16 protein-coding genes and 1 tRNA gene are annotated in these 20,962 nt (G+C 56.5%); 12 read left to right on the top strand and 5 right to left on the bottom strand.

All coding sequences use genetic code 11. From position 1 onward, the window contains the following. Positions 1-4: 4 nt before the first annotated feature. Positions 5-99 (bottom strand) — tRNA-Sec (locus tag CMQ96_RS06390). A gap of 291 nt (positions 100-390) precedes the next feature. On the opposite strand from CMQ96_RS06390, the gene CMQ96_RS06385 reads away from it, so the two are divergent. The 11 genes from CMQ96_RS06385 to CMQ96_RS06335 all read left to right on the top strand — a co-directional run bounded on the left by CMQ96_RS06385 (position 391) and on the right by CMQ96_RS06335 (position 12,432). Then, entirely contained in the window at positions 391-1,785 is a 1,395-nt protein-coding gene (locus tag CMQ96_RS06385) for a glycoside-pentoside-hexuronide family transporter (protein WP_098066260.1), read from the top strand. 13 nt (positions 1,786-1,798) lie between these two features. Further along, positions 1,799-4,117 carry an alpha-xylosidase gene (gene yicI / locus CMQ96_RS06380; protein WP_064343345.1) on the top strand — a complete coding sequence of 773 codons (2,319 nt, stop codon included), beginning with the start codon at positions 1,799-1,801 and terminating at the stop codon, positions 4,115-4,117. A gap of 477 nt (positions 4,118-4,594) precedes the next feature. Further along, a complete protein-coding gene (locus CMQ96_RS06375) occupies positions 4,595-6,166 on the top strand; it encodes a transcription antiterminator (protein ID WP_082237936.1) in 1,572 nt (523 codons plus the stop codon). 10 nt (positions 6,167-6,176) lie between these two features. Continuing rightward, positions 6,177-6,647: a PTS sugar transporter subunit IIA gene (locus CMQ96_RS06370; RefSeq protein ID WP_004126743.1), complete on the top strand. Its 471-nt coding sequence runs from the start codon at positions 6,177-6,179 to the stop codon at positions 6,645-6,647. Positions 6,648-6,668: 21 nt separating this feature from the next. After that, positions 6,669-6,983 carry a PTS fructose transporter subunit IIB gene (locus tag CMQ96_RS06365; RefSeq protein ID WP_004126741.1) on the top strand — a complete coding sequence of 105 codons (315 nt, stop codon included), beginning with the start codon at positions 6,669-6,671 and terminating at the stop codon, positions 6,981-6,983. Between the two features lie 23 nt (positions 6,984-7,006). Beyond that, positions 7,007-8,098, top strand: coding sequence for a PTS fructose transporter subunit IIC (locus CMQ96_RS06360; RefSeq protein WP_004137659.1), 1,092 nt, complete (start codon positions 7,007-7,009; stop codon positions 8,096-8,098). An 11-nt stretch (positions 8,099-8,109) separates the two neighbouring features. Next, a complete protein-coding gene (locus CMQ96_RS06355; RefSeq protein WP_098066257.1) occupies positions 8,110-8,961 on the top strand; it encodes a class II fructose-bisphosphate aldolase in 852 nt (283 codons plus the stop codon). Between the two features lie 80 nt (positions 8,962-9,041). Then, positions 9,042-9,902: a ketose-bisphosphate aldolase gene (locus CMQ96_RS06350; protein WP_064371537.1), complete on the top strand. Its 861-nt coding sequence runs from the start codon at positions 9,042-9,044 to the stop codon at positions 9,900-9,902. Positions 9,903-9,952: 50 nt separating this feature from the next. Next, complete coding sequence (locus CMQ96_RS06345) at positions 9,953-10,885, top strand: ROK family protein (RefSeq protein WP_024359695.1); 933 nt, start codon at positions 9,953-9,955, stop codon at positions 10,883-10,885. Next, a complete protein-coding gene (locus CMQ96_RS06340; protein ID WP_004137669.1) occupies positions 10,866-11,540 on the top strand; it encodes a D-lyxose/D-mannose family sugar isomerase in 675 nt (224 codons plus the stop codon). Before CMQ96_RS06345 ends, CMQ96_RS06340 begins: the two co-directional genes overlap by 20 nt. 160 nt (positions 11,541-11,700) lie before the next feature. Further along, positions 11,701-12,432: a MurR/RpiR family transcriptional regulator gene (locus tag CMQ96_RS06335; protein ID WP_004126732.1), complete on the top strand. Its 732-nt coding sequence runs from the start codon at positions 11,701-11,703 to the stop codon at positions 12,430-12,432. Between the two features lie 589 nt (positions 12,433-13,021). Here the strand turns inward: CMQ96_RS06335 and CMQ96_RS06330 are convergent. The 4 genes from CMQ96_RS06330 to CMQ96_RS06315 form a co-directional block, all read right to left on the bottom strand. Next, positions 13,022-14,401, bottom strand: a complete 1,380-nt coding sequence (locus CMQ96_RS06330; RefSeq protein WP_098066254.1) for a glycoside hydrolase — start codon at positions 14,399-14,401, stop codon at positions 13,022-13,024. A 13-nt stretch (positions 14,402-14,414) separates the two neighbouring features. Continuing rightward, positions 14,415-15,974 carry a PTS transporter subunit EIIC gene (locus CMQ96_RS06325; protein WP_004137673.1) on the bottom strand — a complete coding sequence of 520 codons (1,560 nt, stop codon included), beginning with the start codon at positions 15,972-15,974 and terminating at the stop codon, positions 14,415-14,417. Between the two features lie 194 nt (positions 15,975-16,168). Continuing rightward, the gene (locus tag CMQ96_RS06320) at positions 16,169-17,884 is read right to left on the bottom strand and encodes an AsmA family protein (protein ID WP_098066251.1); all 1,716 of its coding nucleotides are present in this window, start codon (positions 17,882-17,884) and stop codon (positions 16,169-16,171) included. A gap of 145 nt (positions 17,885-18,029) precedes the next feature. Further along, on the bottom strand, positions 18,030-19,421 hold the full coding sequence (locus tag CMQ96_RS06315; protein ID WP_004137676.1) for an NCS2 family protein: 1,392 nt from the start codon (positions 19,419-19,421) through the stop codon (positions 18,030-18,032). A gap of 287 nt (positions 19,422-19,708) precedes the next feature. On the opposite strand from CMQ96_RS06315, the gene gltS reads away from it, so the two are divergent. Next, complete coding sequence (gltS, locus tag CMQ96_RS06310; RefSeq protein ID WP_024359700.1) at positions 19,709-20,911, top strand: sodium/glutamate symporter; 1,203 nt, start codon at positions 19,709-19,711, stop codon at positions 20,909-20,911. Positions 20,912-20,962: the final 51 nt, after the last annotated feature.

Raw genomic sequence — 20,962 nt, 5'->3', positions numbered from 1 at the left:
ATTTTGGCGGAAGATCACAGGAGTTGAACCTGCCCGGGACCGCTGGCGGCCCCAACTGGATTTGAAGTCCAGCCACCTCACCGGAGATGACGATCTTCCGCGCCTCGATTGCTACATGGAGGCGGGGCGCATTATAGCTACTTTCCTGCATTAACCACATACCCAAACGCACTTTTTTACTGTTAAAACTGGACTTTACAGAACCTTCTTAAACAATTCCTTGCAAAATCCGTGGCTTACACTTTTAAACACTCTTTCAGGCTACCGGGATCACATAAAACAAGAAACGTAATTTGATTATGAGATATCGCAATTCATCTTACTGCGCGGATGGTTTACAAAGCATGTAACCGGTACCAACCCGCGGTAGCGCTGAGAGAAGAGTGTGCGATGAAAGATCATATTTTGTCCGTCAAAGAGAAGATTGGCTACGGCATGGGCGATGCCGCGAGCCACATCATTTTTGATAACGTCATGTTGTATATGATGTTTTTCTATACCGATATCTTTGGTATTCCTGCCGGCTATGTCGGCACCATGTTCCTGCTGGCCCGCGCGCTGGATGCGATATACGACCCCTGCATGGGGCTGCTGGCCGACCGTACCCGCAGCCGCTGGGGGAAATTCCGCCCGTGGATCCTGTTCGGCGCGATTCCGTTCGGCCTCGTCTGCGTACTGGCCTACAGTTCGCCGGACCTGAGCCATAACGGCAAGCTGATTTACGCCGCGGTCACCTACACGCTGCTGACCCTGCTCTACACCGTCGTTAACATTCCGTACTGCGCGCTGGGCGGGGTTATCACCGACAACCCAACGCAGCGCATCTCCCTGCAGTCCTGGCGCTTTGTGCTGGCGACGGCGGGCGGCATGCTCTCCACCGTGCTGATGATGCCGCTGGTGAACTTTATCGGCGGCGAAGACAAAGCCTTTGGCTTTCAGGGCGGCATCGCGGTGCTCTCGGTGATCGCTTTCCTGATGCTGGCGTTTTGCTTCTTCACCACCAAAGAGCGCGTCGAAGCGCCGCCGAGCTCTACCTCGATGCGGGAAGACCTGCGCGATATCTGGCGCAACGATCAGTGGCGTGTCGTTGGTCTGCTGACCATCCTCAACATCCTCGCGGTGTGCGTTCGCGGCGGCGCGATGATGTATTACACCTCCTGGATCATGGGATCCGCTGGCCTGTTTACCGCCTTTCTCACCACCTACTGCGTCGGCAACCTGATTGGCTCGGCGCTGGCGAAGCCGCTCACCGACTGGAAATGCAAAGTCAGCGTTTTCTGGTGGACCAACGCTATCCTGGCGGTGCTGAGCGTAGCGATGTTCTTCGTGCCGATGGACGCCGAAATCACCATGTTCGCCTTTATCTTCGTGATTGGCGTGCTGCACCAGCTGGTGACGCCGATTCAGTGGGTGATGATGTCCGACACCGTCGACTACGGCGAATGGTGCAACGGTAAACGCCTGACCGGCATCAGCTTTGCGGGCACCCTGTTTGTGCTCAAGCTGGGCCTTGCGCTGGGCGGCGCGCTGATTGGCTGGATGCTGGCGGGCGGCGGTTACGATGCCGCGGCCAACACCCAGAACAGCGCCACTATCACCATCATCATCTCATTGTTCACCCTCGCTCCGGCGGTCTGCTATCTGCTGAGCGCGGTTATCGCTAAACGCTACTACACCCTGAAAACCCCGTTCCTGAAAAAAATGATGGCGGAGCTGGCTCAGGGGGCGCGTCGCAACGAGCAGGAATTCATTGCAGCGCCGAACGGCAAAGAATTACAAAACTAAGAGGAAGCTATTCATGAAAATCAGTGATGGAAACTGGCTTATTCAACCAGGGCTCAATCTGATCCAGCCCGTGCAGGTCTATGAGGTTGAGCAACAAGGTAACGAGATGGTCGTCTATGTGGCGTCGCGCGAAGTTCGCGAACGCGCCGCCCAACTGGACGTTCCGCTATTTACCGTGCGCTTCTTCTCACCGCAGGAAGGGGTGATCGGCGTACGCATGGAGCACTTCCAGGGCGCGCTGAACAACGGCCCGCATTACCCGCTGAACGTTGTAAAAGATGTGAAGGTGGAAATTCACAACGGCGCTGAATTTGCCGAGCTGAAGAGCGGCAATTTGACCGCACGCGTCACGAAAGGCGACTTCTGGTCGCTGGATTTCCTGCGCGACGGCGTGCGGATTACCGGTAGCCAGCTGAAAAACGACGGCTACGTGCAGGATACGAAAACCAACCGCAACTATATGTTCGAGCGCCTGGATCTCGGCGTCGGCGACACCGTTTACGGCCTCGGCGAGCGCTTTACCGCGCTGGTGCGCAACGGTCAGACGGTCGACACCTGGAACGAAGACGGCGGCACCAGCACCGAACAGTCGTACAAAAATATCCCGTTCTATCTGACTAACCGCGGCTACGGCGTGCTGGTTAACCATCCTGAGCGCGTTTCTTTCGAAATCGGCTCCGAGAAAGTCTCTAAGGTGCAGTTCAGCGTCGAAGGCGAGCACCTGGAGTACTTCGTGATCGACGGCCCGACCCCGAAAGAGGTGCTGAACCGCTATACCCGGTTTACCGGGCGTCCGGCGCTGCCGCCAGCCTGGTCTTTCGGCCTGTGGCTGACCACTTCGTTTACCACCAACTACGACGAAGCGACGGTTAACCGCTTTATCGACGGTATGGCGGAGCGTAATCTGCCGCTGCACGTGTTCCACTTCGACTGCTTCTGGATGAAAGCCTTCCAGTGGTGCGATTTCGAGTGGGATCCGCTGACCTTCCCGGACCCGGAAGGCATGATTAAACGGCTGAAAGAGAAAGGGCTGAAGGTCTGCGTGTGGATTAACCCGTATATTGGCCAGCGCTCGCCGGTGTTTAAAGAGCTGCAGGAGAAAGGCTATCTGCTGAAACGTCCGGACGGTTCGCTGTGGCAGTGGGATAAATGGCAGCCGGGCCTGGCGATTTATGACTTCACTAATCCGCAAGCCTGCCAGTGGTATGCCGACAAGCTGAAAGGCCTGGTGGCGATGGGCGTTGACTGCTTCAAGACCGACTTCGGCGAGCGTATCCCGACCGATGTGCAGTGGTTTGATGGTTCCGATCCGCAAAAAATGCACAACCACTACGCCTTCATCTATAACGAGCTGGTGTGGAACGTGCTGAAAGAGACCGTCGGCGAGAAAGAAGCGGTGCTGTTCGCGCGTTCCGCCTCGGTGGGCGCGCAGCAGTTCCCGGTACACTGGGGCGGCGACTGCTACGCCAACTATGAATCGATGGCGGAAAGCCTGCGCGGCGGCCTGTCGATCGGCATGTCCGGCTTTGGGTTCTGGAGCCACGATATCGGCGGCTTCGAAAACACCGCGCCCGCCCACGTTTACAAGCGCTGGTGCGCCTTCGGCCTGCTGTCGAGCCACAGCCGTCTGCACGGCAGCAAATCCTATCGCGTGCCGTGGGCTTACGATGACGAGTCCTGCGACGTGGTGCGTCACTTCACGCAGCTGAAATGCCGCATGATGCCTTATCTGTACCGTCAGGCGGCGCTGGCCAATGAGTTCGGTACGCCGATGCTGCGTTCGATGATGCTGGAGTTCCCGCACGACCCGGCCTGCGACTATCTGGATCGGCAGTACATGCTGGGGGATTCAGTGCTGGTGGCGCCGGTGTTTAGCGAAGCGGGCGATGTGCAGTTCTGGCTGCCGGAAGGCCGCTGGACCCATCTGTGGCGCAACGACGAAGCCCAGGGCAGCCGCTGGCATAAGCAGAATCACGACGTGCTGAGCCTGCCGGTGTACGTGCGCGATAACACTCTGCTGGCGCTGGGCAACAACGACCAGAAACCGGACTATGCGTGGAACGAAGGTACCGCCTTCCAGCTGTTCAACCTCGACGATGGTCGCGAAGCCGTCTGCCAGGTGCCGGCCGCGGACGGGTCGGTGGTCTTTACGCTGAAGGCGAAACGCCAGGGCAACGCCATCACCGTCAGCGGCGAAGGCAAGGCCAGCGGCTGGACGCTATGCCTGCGCAATATCCAGCAGGTAGCGGGCGTGCAGGGCGGCGCTCAGGCAGGCAGTGAGCTGGGCGTGGTGGTGACCGCGCAGGGTAATGCGCTGACGATTACGCTGTAAGTTTTTGCTTCCTGAAGCACGGGTTCACAGCCATCTGCGGACCCGTAGCCCGGACAAGGCGCGTCAAGCGCCGCCTCCGGGGAAACAACGCGCAATGCAGCCTCCGCTTTTCCCCGGCTCGCGCTACGCTCAGCCGGGCTACAGGCTTCCCATCGTCTGCGGGCCAGTAGCCCGGACAAGGCGCGTCAAGCGCCGCCTCCGGGAATGCTATCCGGCTAAAGGCGGTTTACCATTCCCGGGTATATTCATATGGTGAATTGAGATCGCTATCACGTATATTTCTTCCTGAAATGTGATCTGAATTATAATTATGCCTTAATCCCTCTCTTCGTTTTATTTCTGTCCGGATGTCTGGACAAAATTTAGTATTGTTGTTTACGCCTCAGCTACTTATATTTATCCTCAATGATTTATGTAGCGCTCGCGTGGTATCGCGATGTCTCCAGCCATTAATCTGGTATGCAAAAAGGGTAAATAATGCAAATGATTACCTCACGACAGAACAGATTATTGAAATTTCTCCTGCCCCGCAGAGAATACGTTACGCTGATGAAAATTGCCGAATATTTAAATGTGTCAGAAAAAACGGTTCAGCGTGATTTACGCTTTTTAGAACAGTGGTTATCTGAGTGGAAAATGACGATCGACAAACGCTCAGGTGCCGGCGTGATGCTGATCGCTGATAATGTCACCGACCTGCTGCAATTAGACCAATTACTCGGTAACGAGGGGGAGGACAGCGATGTCATGATGAATAACTCCCGGCGTGTGAAAATTGCTTCGCAGCTGTTAAGTGAGACGCCGCGGGAGACATCAATTAATAAGCTCTCTGAGCGTTATTTTATCAGTAGCGCTTCTATCGTTAATGACCTGAAAATTATTGAATCATGGATTACGCCGCTCGGCTTAACGCTGATCCGCAGCCAGAGCGGGACGCATATCGAAGGCAGTGAAAACAGCGTCCGCCAGGCGATGGCGTCGTTAATTAATGGGGTAATTAATCATAATGAGCCCGGCTGTATTATTCATTCCCGGCTGGACTCAGGAAGCTATAAAGCGCTGGTGCATTATTTTGGTGAAGATGACGTTATATTTGTACAGTCATTATTACAGGAAATGGAGCGTAAGCTGTGCTGGTCATTAGGCGAACCGTATTATGTGAATATCTTCACCCATATCCTGATTATGATGTATCGCATTACCCGTGGAAACGCCTTACCGCGGCGTGAACAGGGGCAGCAGATTTTTGATGAGACGATATTTAGCGTTGCCCAGAATATGCTGCGTAAAATTGAACTGCGGATTGACCATTCGCTGCCGGAAGATGAAGTCTGGTTTATTTATCAGTACATCATCTCATCCGGCGTTATGGTGGAAGAGCGTGATGACGTCAGCATGGCGCGCTATATGCACTCAAGCGATGAGGCCAGACAAATCACGGGTCGCCTGATTAGCGTCTTTTCTACCATGATTGATATCGATTTAACCGCCGATCGCGCGTTATACGATGGTCTGCTCATTCATATAAAGCCGCTCATTAACCGCCTTAATTTTCGGATTTATATTCGTAACCCTCTGCTTGAGGATATCAAGGGTGAGCTGACGGACGTATGGCCGCTCACCCAGCGGGCCGTCAATCAGGTTTTCAGCGGCTGGGGCGAGTGCGCGGTTTCCGACGACGAGGTTGGCTATCTCACCGTTCATTTCCAGGCGGCGATGGAAAGGCAGGTCGCCAGCAAGCGCGTTCTACTGGTTTGTTCTACGGGAATCGGCACATCTCATCTGTTGAAAAGTAGAGTGTTGAGAGCGTTTCCTGACTGGACCATCGTCGGCGTAGTTTCGGCAAGCAGCCTGCATACCCTTCAACCGCAGGACCAGATTGAACTGGTTATTTCGACGATTAATCTGCCGGAAATAGCTTTGCCGGTAGTCTATGTTAGCGCATTTTTTAATGATGCCGATATCCGACGGGTTACGGAGAAAATCATTACCGACAAATTACATCGCGCGGCAATATCTGCTGTAGATAATGAAGTTTTATATCCATGAGGTAAAGAATATGGACATAACCAGGATTTTAAACACCAAACGCGTTTTGTTAGATATGCACGCTACGAATAAAGCGGAAGCCATCGAGGAGTTAACCGACTTATTACAAAAAGACGGGGCGATAAGCTGTCGCGAAACCTTTATTCAGGATGTCTGGCAGCGTGAGTCGGAAGGCTCAACGGGGTTTGAAAATCATATTGCGATCCCGCATGGAAAGTCGTCCGCCGTTGTTAATACCACCCTTGCCATTGGCCGCACCCGGCAGGATATCGCTTGGGAAACGCTGGACGGCAGCCAGGTACGCTGCATTATTTTATTTGCCGTTCGTCTGGAAGATCAAAATACCACCCATATTCGCTTATTGTCTCAGGTCGCTGGCGCGCTGGCGGATGATGACATTATTGAACAACTGCTCAAAGAAACCAGTCCGCAGAGGATTATTGATCTGTTTAACCAATATGCCGAGTCGGATATTTACTAACAATAACTAGCGGAGTCCGAGATGAATATTGTCTGTGTTGCTGCCTGTACCGCAGGTATTGCTCATACTTATATTGCACGTGAGAAACTGATTAAAGGCGCGAAAGCGCTGGGCCACAATGTCAAAGTCGAAACCCAGGGAACCATTGGTACTGAAAATGAACTGGCGGCGGAAGATATTGACGCTGCGGATGTCGTTATTCTTGCCATTGATGTGAAAATCAAAGGCGAAGAGCGTTTTAAAAATAAACGGATTGTCAGAGTAAAAACGGAAGTCGTGATTAAGTCGCCGATTCAGTTTATCGAAAAGGTCGAAAAATCCTTAGCGAATGCCTGATCCTTAATCTGGAGGGATCTACCATGAGTGAGAATAAAACTCCCGTCTCACAGGAAATTAAGAAGCATTTATTAACCGGTATTTCATGGATGATACCGCTGATCGTCGCCGCCGGGATCTGTATCGCGCTGGGACAAGTCCTTGGCGGGACGAACGTCGGCGAGAAAACCGGCACCATTCCGTGGATGTTAAACCAAATCGGCGGCTGGGGAATGGGGCTGATTGTACCCTTGATCTGCGCCGCTATCGCTTACTCCATTGCCGATCGTCCTGGATTTGCTCCGGGTTTGATCGTGGGTTTTGTCTGCGGGCAAATTCATACCGGTTTTATTGGCGGCATGCTGGGCGGCTTCCTCGTGGGCTACACGGTACTGGCGCTGAAGCACTATATTCGGCTGCCGAAGTCGATGCAGGGGCTGATGCCGATTATGGTGCTGCCGGTATTAAGCACCATTATTAGCGGTTTGCTGATGATGACTCTGATCGGCAAGCCCATTGCCTGGCTGCAGGACGCGCTGATCCACCTGCTGGAGTCGATGCAGGGCGGCTCGCGTTTCCTGCTGGGCGCCATCCTTGGCGCCATGGCGACCTTCGACTTCGGCGGTCCGGTGAATAAAACCATGTCGCTGTTTGCCGATGGTCTGCTGGTCAGCGGCGTTTACGGCCCGGAAGCGGTGAAGTTTGTGGGTTCGATAATCCCGCCGTTCGGTATCACCCTCTCGTTCCTGCTGACCCGCCATAAATATACCCGTGCCGAACGCGAAGCCCTGAAGGCCGCGTTCCCGATGGGGATCTGCATGATCACCGAAGGGGTGATCCCCATCGCCGCCCGGGATCTGCTGCGCGTCGTGGGATCCTGCGTGGTGGCGTCAGCGGTGGCCGGTGGCCTGATCATGACCTGGGGCGTCGAGAGTCCGGTGCCGCACGGTGGGATGTTCGTGGTGCCGCTCTTTACGCATCCCCTGCTGTTCTGCCTCTCTCTGGCGATTGGCACCGTGATTTGCGGCGTGATGCTCTCGCTGTGGAAAAAGCCGGTAACCGAGCGCGATGAAGAGTTTGATGAGCTGAACGACCAAAAGGTCAAAGACGACGAAATCACCTTTACCCTCGAATAAACGGAGGCCCTATGTTTGCCGATATGAAAAGTATGGTGATCAAAGCCTGGCGTGAACGGTATGCCCTGCTGGCGATTAACTGCATGAACCTGGAAAGCGCACGCGCGGCGGTGCGCGTGGCGGAAAAACATCGCGCGCCGATTATTCTCAACCTGTATCAGGGTCACCTGTCGCACTTTCCGGCGACGACGGCGGCGGCGGTAGTCAGGGTACTGGCGGAAGAAGCGAGCGTACCCGTGACGTTAAGTCTCGATCACGGCAAAGACCCGATAAAAATACGTCAGGCTTTCCGCGCCGGATTTAGTGGGTTAATGATCGATGCTTCGGCGTTCGCGCTGGCGGAGAACATCCGCCAGACCCGAGCGGTCGCTGAACTGGCCGCCAGCGTTGGGCTGTGCGTGGAGGGCGAACTGGGGCACCTGGCGGATGCGCCGCGCTACGACCAGGCCAGCAATGCCGATTTAATGACCCAGCCGCAGGACGTCTCTCCCTTTATCGAACAGACCGGGATTGACCTGCTGGCGGTCTCCGTGGGAACCGCCCACGGTATGTACGCCCCCGGCGTAACACCGATGCTCGATTTCGACCGCCTGGCGCAGATACAGCGCGCGTCATCCGTGCCGCTGGCGCTGCACGGCGGGAGCGGTACGCCGTTCGAGCAGCTGCAACGTTGCCCGGAATTCGGGGTCGCAAAAATCAACGTTGGGGCGGCGGTATTTGAAGCGGGGAAAGCGGCGCTGCTGCACACCCTGTGCCACGACAGCAGCATTGAGCTGGCCGATGCGCTATCGGTGATGGAGCAGGCCAGCGCTGACGCCATCGTCCCCTATTTACGCGCATCCGGCTCTATCAACAAAGCCTGATTAACTTTCAGTAATGCCTTCCATGCCGGCGCCCGTATGCCCTGGCAAGGCTTACTACACCCTGAAACTGGAGAATAACGATGTTAGTTTCAATGCACGAATTACTTAAACCCACCCGTGAACACGGTTTTGCTATCGGCGCATTTAACGTGGCGGATAGCTGTTTTATCCGCGCCGTGGTGGAAGAGGCGGAAGCGACAAATACGCCGGCGATTATTTCCATTCACCCTAGCGAGCACGATTTTGTTGGCGACGCGTTTTTTAGCTACGTGCGGGATATCACCCAGCGCAGCCGCGTGCCTTTCACCCTGCATCTGGATCATGGCGCATCGGTGGAACATGTTTTACGTGCTATCCAGTGCGGCTTCACCTCGGTGATGATCGATGGCTCGTTGCTGCCCTATGAAGAAAACGTGGCCCTGACCCGCGAGGTGGTGCGGCTGGCGCACGCGGTAGGCGTGTCGGTGGAAGGTGAACTGGGGACCATCGGTCAGACCGGGACTTCCGTGGAAGGCGGCGTGTCAGAAGTGACCTATACCGACCCGGCGCAGGCGGAAGATTTCGTCGCCCGCACCGGCGTGGATACGCTGGCGGTGGCGATTGGCACCGCGCACGGTATCTATCCGAAGGGGATGCAGCCGAAGCTGCAGATGCACATTCTGCGCGATATCGCCGGACGTCTGTCGATTCCGCTGGTGCTGCACGGCGGCTCGGCTAATCCGGATGCGGAAATTGCGGAATCCGTTACGCTTGGCGTCGGCAAAATCAATATTTCCAGCGATATGAAGTATGCCTATTTCCAGAAAGCGCGCGAAATTCTGGCAAAAGAGACCTGGTGGGATCCGAATGTGATTTACCCGGAGCCGATTAACGCCGCGCGCGAGGTGATTCGCCACAAAATGAAGCTGTTTGGCTCAACCGGCAAGGCCAGCCTGTACTAATCCCCCGGCGGGGCGGGGAAACCTGCCTCGCTATGAATAAGGAGGCCGGTATGAAGTATTTGGGGCTGGATATCGGCGGGAGCAAAATCGCTGCCGTAGTGATGGATGAACAGGGCCATGAATGGAGGCGTTTTCGCGTTGAAACGCGAAAACAGACCCGGCAGCAGTTTATTGCAACGCTGGTGGAGTTAATCACCGCGATTGGTGATGAGCTGGCTCAGCCTTTGGCTATCGGTATCGCCCTGCCGGGGAGTATCTCCCCGCAGAGCGGCAAGATCCGCAATGCCAATATTCAGGTCATCAACGGCTGCCGCTTACAGGATGAGCTTGAGCAGCGCCTGGGCCAGCCGGTTGTGCTGGCGAACGATGGCAACTGTTTCGCTTTATCAGAGGCCTGCGATGGCGCAGGCGCCGATTATTCACTGGTATTTGGCATGACGCTGGGGACCGGATGCGGGGGCGGTATTGCGCTTAATCGCCAGATTTTCCCCGGCGCGTCAGGGATTGCGGCGGAGTGCGGGCATATCACGCTGCCGGGATATCAGGAGGTCAACGATGGGCCGCCCGCGCGCTGCTATTGCGGAAAATATAACTGCGTCGAGTCCTTTATTTCCGGCACCGGGCTGAGCGCGCGCTATCGTCTGCTGACCCAAGAGGCGCTCAGCAGTCAGGCTATTATCGCCCGGGCGCTGGAGGGCGAGCATGCCGCCTGCGAGCAGGTGCTGCGCTTTCGCCAGCAGCTGGCGCGGACGCTGGCGACGGTGGTGAATCTTATCGATCCCGGCGTGATTGTTCTCGGCGGCGGTCTGTCTAACGTGGCGCTGCTGGTGAACGACCTGGAGGCGGATGTCGCCCCGCTGGTGTTTACCGACCATTTCATTACCCCCATCGTGCCTGCCCGACATGGCGACAGTAGCGGCATGCGCGGCGCAGCCTGGCTAGCCGTCCGAAGCGGAGTCGAAAATGAAACGTTCACAGATTAACTACGCGATTGATAAAGCGCACGCTATCGCCGAGTCCTTTCGCATTTGCTTACCCGAGTTTGCCAGCTTTACCGCCGATATCTGGGCGAAAAAGCGGACTGAAGAGTGGCGAGAAGTTCGGGATCTACAGCTTGGCTGGGATATTACCGATTTTGGCAGCGGCCGTTTTCAGGAAACCGGACTGACGCTGTTGACCCTGCGCAATGGCGCGCCGGGCGATTCGCGCTATCCCAAACCCTACGCCGAGAAGATGTTGCAGATTCAGCAGGATCAGCAAACCCCCTGGCATTTTCATTATCACAAAATGGAAGACATTCTGAACCGCGGCGGTGGCCGGCTCTGTCTGCAGCTGGCATGGGCAACAGAAGATGAACGGCTGGATATGCAGCGCAGCGTGAGCGTCGCGGTTGATGGCCGCCAGCGCACGCTGAAACCGGCAGAAACCCTGGTTCTTAACCCCGGACAGGGTGTTTGCTTGCCGCCCACGCTGTACCACCGTTTTTGGGCTGAAAACGCGCTGGTGATGGGCTGGGAAATTTCGATGGTGAACGATGATAAGCGCGATAACCGTTTTCTGGAAGAGAGCGGCCGCTTCCCGATGATTCAGGAAGATGAACCAAAAAAATGGTTATTGTGCAGTGAGTATGGGCGCTGAAAAGAGATAGACGTTGCCGAATCCACCACCCTCTTTAGCGGAGGGTTTTTTTTATTCCATTTTGTCTAAAAAAGTAACGTTCATTTCATTCTGGTGATTGATACCACAGACGCCAGCGCCGCCGGGTGATAGCGTAGTTTAGCGCTGAGAGGAGCCCGGTATGGATTTAGAAAACATCTTTCGTGACGTGAAGCTAAGCAAAACGGAAATGACCGTGCTGCGTTTTATTCAGAACGATCCTGAGCAATGCGTTCGCGAGGGGATCCGCGCCGTGGCGGAGCACTGTTATAGCAATCCCTCTTCGCTGGTGCGCCTGGCGAAGAAGCTGAAATTCAGCGGCTGGCTGGAGCTGGTCTATTTTATTAAATTCAATATCACCATGCCCAAACTCGATGTGACCAACGACATCGATTATATGAGCATTCAGCCGGCGGAGCGGATAGCTCCGCTGCTGGAAAGCCTGCAACATCACCGCATTTTGATTCACGGCAGCGGCTTTTCGCAGCTGATCGCCCAGTATATCTACAATAAATTTTTGGTGACCGGGGTGAATGCCAGCCTGGCGCTGTGGCCGGATTACGAAATTCTCGAGCAGAAGAACGCCGCCAAATTTGATTCGATCTGGATTATTTCCAAATCCGGACGCAGCAGTTCGGCGCTGAACTGGGTGAAAGCGCTGGAAGGCAAGGAGATTAACCTGGTCTGCTTTACCGGCGATTATCAAAGCCCGCTGGCGCAGGCGGCGGATACGGCGTTTATCATTCATGACCCGCAAAAGTTTGATGACGATATTTACTGGAGCAATCCGTTTTTCGGCTACTGCATACTCGGCTTTGAGCGGCTGCTGAAGATGTGGTTTATGCAGGCGGGCCTTCCCGGAGGCGGCGCCTGAAGCGCCTGTCCTGGCTACCCGGCCCGCAGTCGGTGGAGAACCCGTAGCCCGGTCAGCGCAGCGCCACCGGGAGGAAACAGCGTTGATTTATCAGGTCTGGCACCTTTCCCGGAGGCGGCGCCTGAAGCGCCTGTCCGGGCTACCGGCCCGCAGTCGGCGGTGAACCCGTAGCCCGGTCAGCGCAGCGCCACCGGGAGGAAACAGCGTTGATTTATCAGGTCTGGCACCTTTCCCGGAGGCGGCGCCTGAAGCGCCTGTCCGGGCTACCGGCCCGCAGTCGGCGGTGAACCCGTAGCCCGGTCAGCGCAGCGCCACCGGGAGGAAACAGCGTTGATTTATCAGGTCTGGCACCTTTCCCGGAGGCGGCGCCTGAAGCGCTGTCCTGGCTACCCGACCCGCAGTCGGTGGTGAACTCGTAGCCCGGTCAGCGCAGCGCCACCGGGAGGAAACAGCGTTGATTTATCAGGTCTGGCACATTTCCCGGAGGCGGCGCCTGACGCGCCTGTCCGGGCTACCCGGCCCGCAGTCGGCGGCGAACCCGTAGCCCGGATAAGGCGTTAGCCGCCATCCGGGGGATTTTACCGGACGTTTATTGCCAGTCGGCGAACTGCTTATCGTCGAGATAGGCTTCAACCAACGTTTTCGCCAGCGAATACGAGCCGACCAGCGGATGCGCCATTAGCGCCCGTACCGCCAGCGATTTATCGCGCTGCAGAATCGCCGCCACCGCCAGCCGCTCATACTCTTTCACGCTGGCGATCATATTTTTCTGCGCCGTCGGCACATGCTTCGGTGTCACTGGCTTCAGGCCGTCTTTACTCAGGTCGCAGCTGATCTCAATCACATCATCCGGGCGCAGGAAGTCCAGCGTGCCGTTGTTCGACATCGACACCACGATACGCTTGGTGGCGGTGCTGTTGACCGCCTCCAGAATATCCAGCGCCACGCCCGCGTAGCCGCCGGTATCCGGCTCCTCGATAAACTGCTTTAAGGTCAACGGCTCGCGGGTATGGAATTTTTCCTGCTGCGACTCGTTCTGCATATAGCTATTTTCCCGGCGCAGATAGTGCTTCATCCAGAGGGTAAACGCCGCTTCCGGGTTGGCTTTCACATCCACGGTCCGCAGCTCTTCGCGCATATCGTGATTGATGAGGGCAATCTGCTCGCCGCGGGTTTCCGGCGCGTTCTGAATCGCTTTTAAAGCCACTTCGCGATAGTAGTAGTAATAAAGATATTCATTCAGCAGCTGCTTATCGCACAGCTGAACCAGCTCCGGTGAAAAGTACTGCATTGCCGTCTTGCGATACAGGTCCGGGCTGGCGATCAGGCGCTCGGTGACATCCTCGCCGCGCACGGTGAAGTGGGTAAACCAGGAGAAGTGGTTCAGCCCGTAGCACTCGACGCCGAGATCGCGCTCGTCGCAGCCGAGGATTGCCGGCAGCTCGCGAATCAGCTCCGACGGCGCGTCGCAGATGCCGTACACCCGACGCTTAAAGCCGGATTTGATAATCGCCTCGGTGACCAGGCCCGACGGGTTGGTGAAGTTAAACAGAATGGCGTCTTCGGCGGCATGTTCTTCAATCAGGCGGCAGTAGTTGAGAATCGCCGGAATGGAGCGCATCGCCATGGCGAATCCGCCCGCCCCGGTGGTCTCCTGACCCAGCGTATTGTGCTCCAGGGCGATACGCTCGTCGCGGATCCGGCTCTCATCGCCGCCGACCCGCAGGGTGGTGATCACATAGTGGCTATTTTTCAGCGCCGGCACCGGGTCGCTGGTCACGCTGAAGTGAATATCCGGGCGAATAGCATTAAACACATAGCGGGCAATCTCGCCGAATATCGCCAGGTTCTCCGCGGAGCTGTCGAGAAATACCACTTCCGTTAACCCAATGCGGTGCGCATTATATGCCAGAGATTTTGCCAGAAACGCAGAGCGAACGCCGCCCCCGCCTAATACGGTTAATTTCATAAATCACTCCCAATTAATTTTCTGCTAGCCAGCTATCAACCCGGGAACGAACCTGTCCCACTTTGACGCCGTAAATAACCTGAACTTCATTTCGATTTCGTACTACGCCATTTGCGCCGGTGCTTTTTAATATCGTATCGTCAACCAGATCCATATTATGAATAGCGACGCGCAGGCGGGTGAAACAGTTGTCGACGGAAATAATGTTCTCTTTACCACCCAAGCCATTGATAATTTCGTTAGTCACCGACTGCGGTTCGCCCATTTTTTTACGATAATCCGCCTTGCTATATAACTTCACGTTTTCATCGTCTTCACGACCCGGCGTTTTGAGATTCAACTTAACGACCAGGGTGCGGAAGATAACGTAGTAGACGGCGAACTGACCGATCCCGATAAGCACGTAGCCGGGCCAGCGCGTCAGGGATACCGGCAGCGGCAGGTTGTAAATCAGGAACTCAATCAGCCCGGAAGCGCCCCAGGGACGCACGGTAAAGATGTCGCAAATCGCCTGCGAGGCCGCGGTTAAGGTGGCGTGGATCACCCACAGCAGCGGCGAAACGAACAGGAAGGTAAACTCAATCGGCTCGGTGATGCCGGTGAGCATGGAGGTGATAATGGCCGGTAGCAGAATCGCTTTGGCCATCATTTTTTTCTCCGGTTTCGCCGTGTGGTAAAACGCCAACGAGGCGCCGGCCAGGCCGAAGATGGTGGTCATCCCCTGCTGCGAGAAACGCAGCGCCTCGTTCATCACCGGGGTTAAATCCGGGTGGCGCATATAGGCGAGGAAAATCGCCTGGGTACCGGAGACGACCTGGCCGTCGACGCTCAGCGTGCCGCCGATTTGCGTGAGCTGGAACGGCGACCAGACGAAGTGGTGCAGGCCGGTGGGGATGAGGAATTTTTCAAAGAAGCCGTAAACGAAGACTCCCGCTACGCCGGCGTTTTTCATAAAACCGGTCAGCGCCGCGATGCCGTGGGTCATAAACGGCCAGAACCAGGTAAAGGCGATGGCGTAGAAAATGACGACCGGCGTCATCGCCACCAGCGTCAGCTTGGCTCCGCCGTACATGGAGAGCGCGCCGGGTAGTTCAATCGTCGAGACTTTGTTATGCACCCAGGCGATGGTGCAGCCGAGAATAATCCCGAGGAAAACCCCCATATCGACCACCACAAAGCCCAGCAGCTGAGTCTGCCCGGTACCGTAATATTCGCCGTTAATTTTTTCCGCAAGGCCGTGGGTATGCTCCAGCCACGAGTGGTTAGCGCCAAGAAACATGATAAAACACATTACCGAAACCAGCGCGACTTCGGTTTTTTTATCTTTTGCCAGACCATAGCTAATGCCGACGCAAAAGAGTAATCCCAGATTGCCGAATAAAGGCCAGAAGGTATCGCCGAGGAGCTGTCCGAGCTGGTGTAAAAAACTGGTCTCCGAAATTAATGTTGGGTTAGTTAAGACTGAACTGAGTGCCAAAATTAAGCCAATGACCGGCAAGAACAATACTGCGCCGATCATTGCTCTGGAGAATTTTTGCATATTCTCCAGAATACGCTGACGTATTACGGACATGGTTGTTCCTTTATTTTTGTAGGTTCAGGGACTTTAATTATTTTTTTAACTTCCAGTATTTTTGTTATAGCAAGTCCGTTATTTGAAAGGAACAGGTTGCGGGAAATAGGTACAAACAGCCGCTTAATGGCAACAGGTTTCGCGAACGGAACAGGCCCCTCTCCCGTGGGGAGAGGGGGGAGGGAGAGGGAAAGTCAGGGAGTCGTTGTCGCCGGTGCTGAAGGGGGCTGGGGGCTGGAGACCTCCCCGTTGCGCATCACCTGCGCCACCTGCTGTTTCTCCATATTTATCGCGCTAAGCTGCCCGTTGACGGTCGGCTTCAGCGGCGCATCCGCCTGCACGCTGCCGGTCGCCGTCAGCTGAAGGTTCCCGTCGCCGGAAACCGGCAGCGCGGGCCAGCCCCACGCCTGCAAAATATTCAGCGGCACGCCGCGACCGTTGAGGCTCAGGTTGACCTGGCGCTGCGGGAGCTGCGACACCGCCGCGGTGGCTTGCAGGATCCCACGCTCGGTAAAGGCGCTGAGCTCGTTAACGTTCACCGTTGAGGCGTTGGCGCTCAGCTTCAGCGACGGGCGGCGGACGTCAATCCGGTTAAACGTCGCGGCGGCGGCGTTCAGCGTCGCGCTACCGCTCCACACGCCCCAGCTGCGGTTTTTCACCAGCTGCAGCTCGCCGCCGTAGCCGTCAAGCGCGGTGATTTGCCACGGGAACGCCGGTTCAATATCGATAATCAGGTTGCGGCTGGCGCTGAACTTTCTCAGCGTCAGGCTTTGCAGCCAGTCGGGCAGCGGCGCCATCCACAGCTGCTTCCAGTTGTCCGGCAGGGTGTATTCCAGCCCGGCGAACGCCGCGTCATCCAGCACCAGGGCGCGGCCGGCGCGCAGCCAGTTGCCGGATGTGCGTACCATGCCGCCCTCCCAGCGTGAGGTGAACTGGCGCAGCGCGATGCCCTGCGGTGAGAACCCGGCGTTAAGGATCGGGTCGAGGAAGTGCAACGAGCCGTAAATAAACTCGTTGGCGTTCATCGACAGCGTACCCTCCTGGCTTTGCCAGTCGCCGCGGCTCAGGGTGAGGTTGCGCAGATTAAGGTCGAGACCGGCGATCGCCCAGTCAGGCCCCTGCAGGCTAGCGTCGGTGACATCAAGGCGGCCAATCTGTAGCGAGGGCAGGGTAGTCAGCGGCGCGAAAAAGTCGGCGAGGGATTTATCGCTTTGCAGGCGGATTTCGCTGAGGCGCAAATTATCGACCTGCCAGCCGCCGTCGGCGCTGCGTTTCGCCGTGCCGGTGAGCGTACCGCGGGCGACGTCCGCTCCAATGGTCGAGAGGGACACTTCGCCGTTATCAATATTCCCCTGAATCAGCACGTTGCTGGCTTCAATACCGTTGAGCGTCATCGAACCGGCGCTGATCTGAATCTGCGTTTTCTTGCCGAGCACGTTGCCCGCTTCCGGCGCCCACGGGCTGACGCCGCCGGTGACGCGCTGCGCGCTCAGATCCCAGTCGCTCTCCGGGCTGTTGAACGCCATATTGCGCAGCTGCAGACGGTCGGCGGCGAACGGCAGCGCCGCAGAGGAAGGGGAAAAGTTTAGCGTGCCGTCGCTGAGGACGATTTCGTCGGCATGCAGCGGGTCGCTAAACTGGCGGCTGCTAAAACCAATATCCACCGTTTGCGCCACCAGCGTGGCGGGTTTGCCGTCGCGGCCGAGGGTGACGTTTTGCAGCTGCAGGTGCATCGGCGAGGAGAAATTATGGTTCATCTTGTTGAAAGAAACCTTCCAGCCGGTGCCGTCGCTTAGCCAGGCGCTGGCCTGGCGCCCACCCCACTGGGTTTGCAGCAGGAAGTAAGCGGCAATAATCACCACCAGCAGGGCAATCAGCAGCCAGAGAATCAGCTTTCTGAGAAATTTCATGATCTTCGATCCTGAGCGAGGCACATAAGGCTGTTATGCCCGAATTATGCGCAATCCTCAAGACAGGAATTGTGTAATGAGATGATGTGAGATTGATGATGCAGACGCCCCGGCCAGCATCGCGCGGCCGGAGCGTCAGAGAGGATCAGTTTTTCTCTGGCGGGAAAATCAGATTCAGCACAATCGCCGTGATACCGCCAGCAGCGATACCCGAGGAGAGCAGGTTCTTCAGCCAGTCAGGGGCGAACTGCAGGATCAGCGGCTGCTGGGAGACGCCAAGGCCGACGGCCAGCGACAGGGCGATAATCAGGATCGCCCGGCGGTTCAGCGGCTCGCGGGAGACGATACGCACGCCGGAGGCGGCAATGGTGCCGAACATGACCAGCGTCGCGCCGCCGAGCACCGGCTCAGGAATATGCTGTACAAAACCGCTCACCGCCGGGAACAGCCCGAGCACGATCAGCATCAGCGCGACCACGAAACCGACATAGCGGCTGGCGACGCCGGTCAGCTGTATCACGCCGTTGTTCTGGCCAAAGCAGGAGTTCGGGAAGGTATTGAATACCGCCGAGACGAAGGAGTTCAGGCCGTTAGCCAGCACGCCGCCCTTCAGACGCTTCATATAGAGCGGGCCGGAAACCGGCTGCTCGGAGACGTCAGAGGTGGCGGTAATATCGCCGATGGTTTCCAGCGAGGTAATCATAAACACCAGCATCAGCGGCAGCAGCAGGTTCCAGTCGATGCCCAGCCCGTAGTACAGCGGCGTAGGCACCATAATCAGGCTGCTTTCCGTCGGCGCGGTATTGGCCGGCAGCATATCGAGCAACCATGCCGCCAGGTAGCCGGCCGCCATCGCGATAACCAGCGAAGCGATGCGCAGATATGGGTTGCGCTGGCGGTTAAGGATAATGATCAGCGCCAGCACGATGCCCGCCAGCAGCAGATTTTTCGGCGCGCCGAAGGTGTGATCGGCCATAGCCGCGTAGCCGCCGCCGATGGAGGTCAGGCCAACCTGAATCAGCGACAGGCCGATAATCATCACCACCACGCCGGAGACCAGCGGGGTAATAATGCGGCGGGCGAGATGCAGGACGCGGGAGAGAACCATCTCCGTACAGCTGGCCAGCATCAGGGTGCCGAACAGCGCGGCCATCATGGTCGGAACATCGGCGCCGCCGGTTTTCAGCGCGGTGCCGCCCATGATCAGCGGCGCGACGAAGTTAAAGCTGGTGCCCTGAATCGAAAGTAGACCGGAGCCGACCGGGCCCCAGGCTTTGATTTGAATGATGGATGCCACGCCGGAGGCGAAAAGGGACATGCTGATGATGTGTTGCGTATCCTGAGCCGGAAGGCCCAGGGCCTGGCAAATTAACAGCGCCGGAGTGATGACCGCGACAAACATCGCCAGCAGGTGCTGGAACGCGGCGAACAGGGTTTGCGGTAGCGGCGGGCGGTCTTCGAGGCGGTAGATTAATTCGCTGGTTTGCTTGTGCGCAACCGGTTGCGCATTTTCTGACTCTGCGGTGTTAACGGACATCACAACAATCCCAAAGGTGGCAAAGCGGGGATTTTATCGGACTGTAGACTAAAAGCAAACGTTTGCCACTCGTTAGCGATAAATATTTATACAAGGAATAGGCAACAAACATTTATTAACATTTTGTATGCTTGATCGCATCAATATCCCTACAAAATATCTTTTCCTGTCCTTTTTTCCACACTTCTGCTTAAAATCCCTTCCCGATTACTCATGATGAGAAGCAATCGACACCGGGAATATCGTCGCGTGTGAATGGATCATGCGCCTATAAGGAGCTCTTTTTTATGTTTCATCTCGATACCTTATCGACGCTCGTTGCCGCAACTTTAGTGTTGCTACTGGGTAGAAAACTCGTTCAAACCGTTCCTTTCCTCAAGAAATACACCATTCCTGAGCCCGTCGCGGGCGGCCTGCTGGTCGCGCTGGCGCTGCTGGTATTAAAGAAAAGCATGGATATCGAAATTGATTTCGATATGAGCCTGAAAGATCCGCTAATGCTGGCGTTCTTCGCCACTATCGGCCTCAACGCCAACCTCGCCAGCCTGCGGGCTGGCGGTAAAGTCGTGGGGACATTCCTGATTGTGGTGGTGGGGCTGCTGCTGCTGCAAAACGCCCTCGGTATCGGCATGGCGAAGCTGCTGGGCCTCGACCCGTTGATGGGGCTGCTGGCCGGTTCGATTACCCTTTCCGGCGGCCACGGTACTGGCGCGGCGTGGAGTAAGTTGTTTGTTGAGCGCTATGGTTTCGCCAACGCCACCGAAGTGGCGATGGCTTGCGCAACCTTCGGCCTCGTCCTTGGCGGCCTGATCGGCGGGCCGGTGGCGCGCTATCTGGTTAAGCACTCTTCTTCCCCTGACGGCACACCGGACGATCAGCTCGCGCCGACCGCGTTTGAAAAGCCGGATATGGGGCGCATGATCACCTCGCTGGTGCTGATTGAGAGCATTGCGCTGATCGCCATCTGCTTAACGGTAGGGAAGATCGTTGCGCAACTGCTGGCGGGAACCGTATTTGAACTGCCCACTTTCGTTTGCGTATTGTTTATCGGCGTGATCCTGAGCAACAGCCTGTCGGCGCTGGGGCTGTATCGCGTGTTCGATCGCGCGGTGTCGGTGCTGGGTAACGTCAGTCTGTCGCTGTTCCTGGCGATGGCGCTGATGAGCCTGAAGCTGTGGGAGCTGGCGTCGTTGGCGCTGCCGATGATTGCCATTCTGGCGGTGCAGACGGTAGCGATGGCGCTGTATGCGGTGTTTGTGACCTACCGGATGATGGGTAAAAACTACGATGCCGCGGTGCTGGCCGCCGGCCACTGTGGTTTCGGCCTCGGCGCGACGCCGACGGCGATTGCCAACATGCAGGCGATAACCGACCGTTTCGGTCCGTCGCACATGGCGTTTCTGGTGGTGCCGATGGTGGGCGCGTTCTTTATCGATATCGTTAACGCGCTGGTGATTAAGCTCTATCTGCTGCTGCCGGTATTCGGCTGATAAAAACCCGGAGACGCTGCGCTACAGGCCAGCGCGGTTTTTGGTTTTGGT

Source organism: Klebsiella sp. MBT K-1, assembly GCF_002556465.1.
In the GTDB taxonomy this organism is placed as follows: Bacteria; Pseudomonadota; Gammaproteobacteria; order Enterobacterales; family Enterobacteriaceae; genus Klebsiella; species Klebsiella grimontii.
Note: the sequence above shows the minus strand (reverse complement) of the source record. Positions and strands in the feature narration are given on the sequence as shown.

Excerpts from the sequence above, each read along its gene's own strand:
- CMQ96_RS06385 (WP_098066260.1), top strand. The coding sequence starts at position 391 with ATGAAAGATCATATTTTGTCCGTCAAAGAGAAGATTGGCTACGGCATG.
- yicI (WP_064343345.1), top strand. The coding sequence starts at position 1,799 with ATGAAAATCAGTGATGGAAACTGGCTTATTCAACCAGGGCTCAATCTG.
- CMQ96_RS06375 (WP_082237936.1), top strand. The coding sequence starts at position 4,595 with ATGCAAATGATTACCTCACGACAGAACAGATTATTGAAATTTCTCCTG.
- CMQ96_RS06370 (WP_004126743.1), top strand. The coding sequence starts at position 6,177 with ATGGACATAACCAGGATTTTAAACACCAAACGCGTTTTGTTAGATATG.
- CMQ96_RS06365 (WP_004126741.1), top strand. The coding sequence starts at position 6,669 with ATGAATATTGTCTGTGTTGCTGCCTGTACCGCAGGTATTGCTCATACT.
- CMQ96_RS06360 (WP_004137659.1), top strand. The coding sequence starts at position 7,007 with ATGAGTGAGAATAAAACTCCCGTCTCACAGGAAATTAAGAAGCATTTA.
- CMQ96_RS06355 (WP_098066257.1), top strand. The coding sequence starts at position 8,110 with ATGTTTGCCGATATGAAAAGTATGGTGATCAAAGCCTGGCGTGAACGG.
- CMQ96_RS06350 (WP_064371537.1), top strand. The coding sequence starts at position 9,042 with ATGTTAGTTTCAATGCACGAATTACTTAAACCCACCCGTGAACACGGT.
- CMQ96_RS06345 (WP_024359695.1), top strand. The coding sequence starts at position 9,953 with ATGAAGTATTTGGGGCTGGATATCGGCGGGAGCAAAATCGCTGCCGTA.
- CMQ96_RS06340 (WP_004137669.1), top strand. The coding sequence starts at position 10,866 with ATGAAACGTTCACAGATTAACTACGCGATTGATAAAGCGCACGCTATC.
- CMQ96_RS06335 (WP_004126732.1), top strand. The coding sequence starts at position 11,701 with ATGGATTTAGAAAACATCTTTCGTGACGTGAAGCTAAGCAAAACGGAA.
- CMQ96_RS06330 (WP_098066254.1), bottom strand. The coding sequence starts at position 14,401 with ATGAAATTAACCGTATTAGGCGGGGGCGGCGTTCGCTCTGCGTTTCTG.
- CMQ96_RS06325 (WP_004137673.1), bottom strand. The coding sequence starts at position 15,974 with ATGTCCGTAATACGTCAGCGTATTCTGGAGAATATGCAAAAATTCTCC.
- CMQ96_RS06320 (WP_098066251.1), bottom strand. The coding sequence starts at position 17,884 with ATGAAATTTCTCAGAAAGCTGATTCTCTGGCTGCTGATTGCCCTGCTG.
- CMQ96_RS06315 (WP_004137676.1), bottom strand. The coding sequence starts at position 19,421 with ATGTCCGTTAACACCGCAGAGTCAGAAAATGCGCAACCGGTTGCGCAC.
- gltS (WP_024359700.1), top strand. The coding sequence starts at position 19,709 with ATGTTTCATCTCGATACCTTATCGACGCTCGTTGCCGCAACTTTAGTG.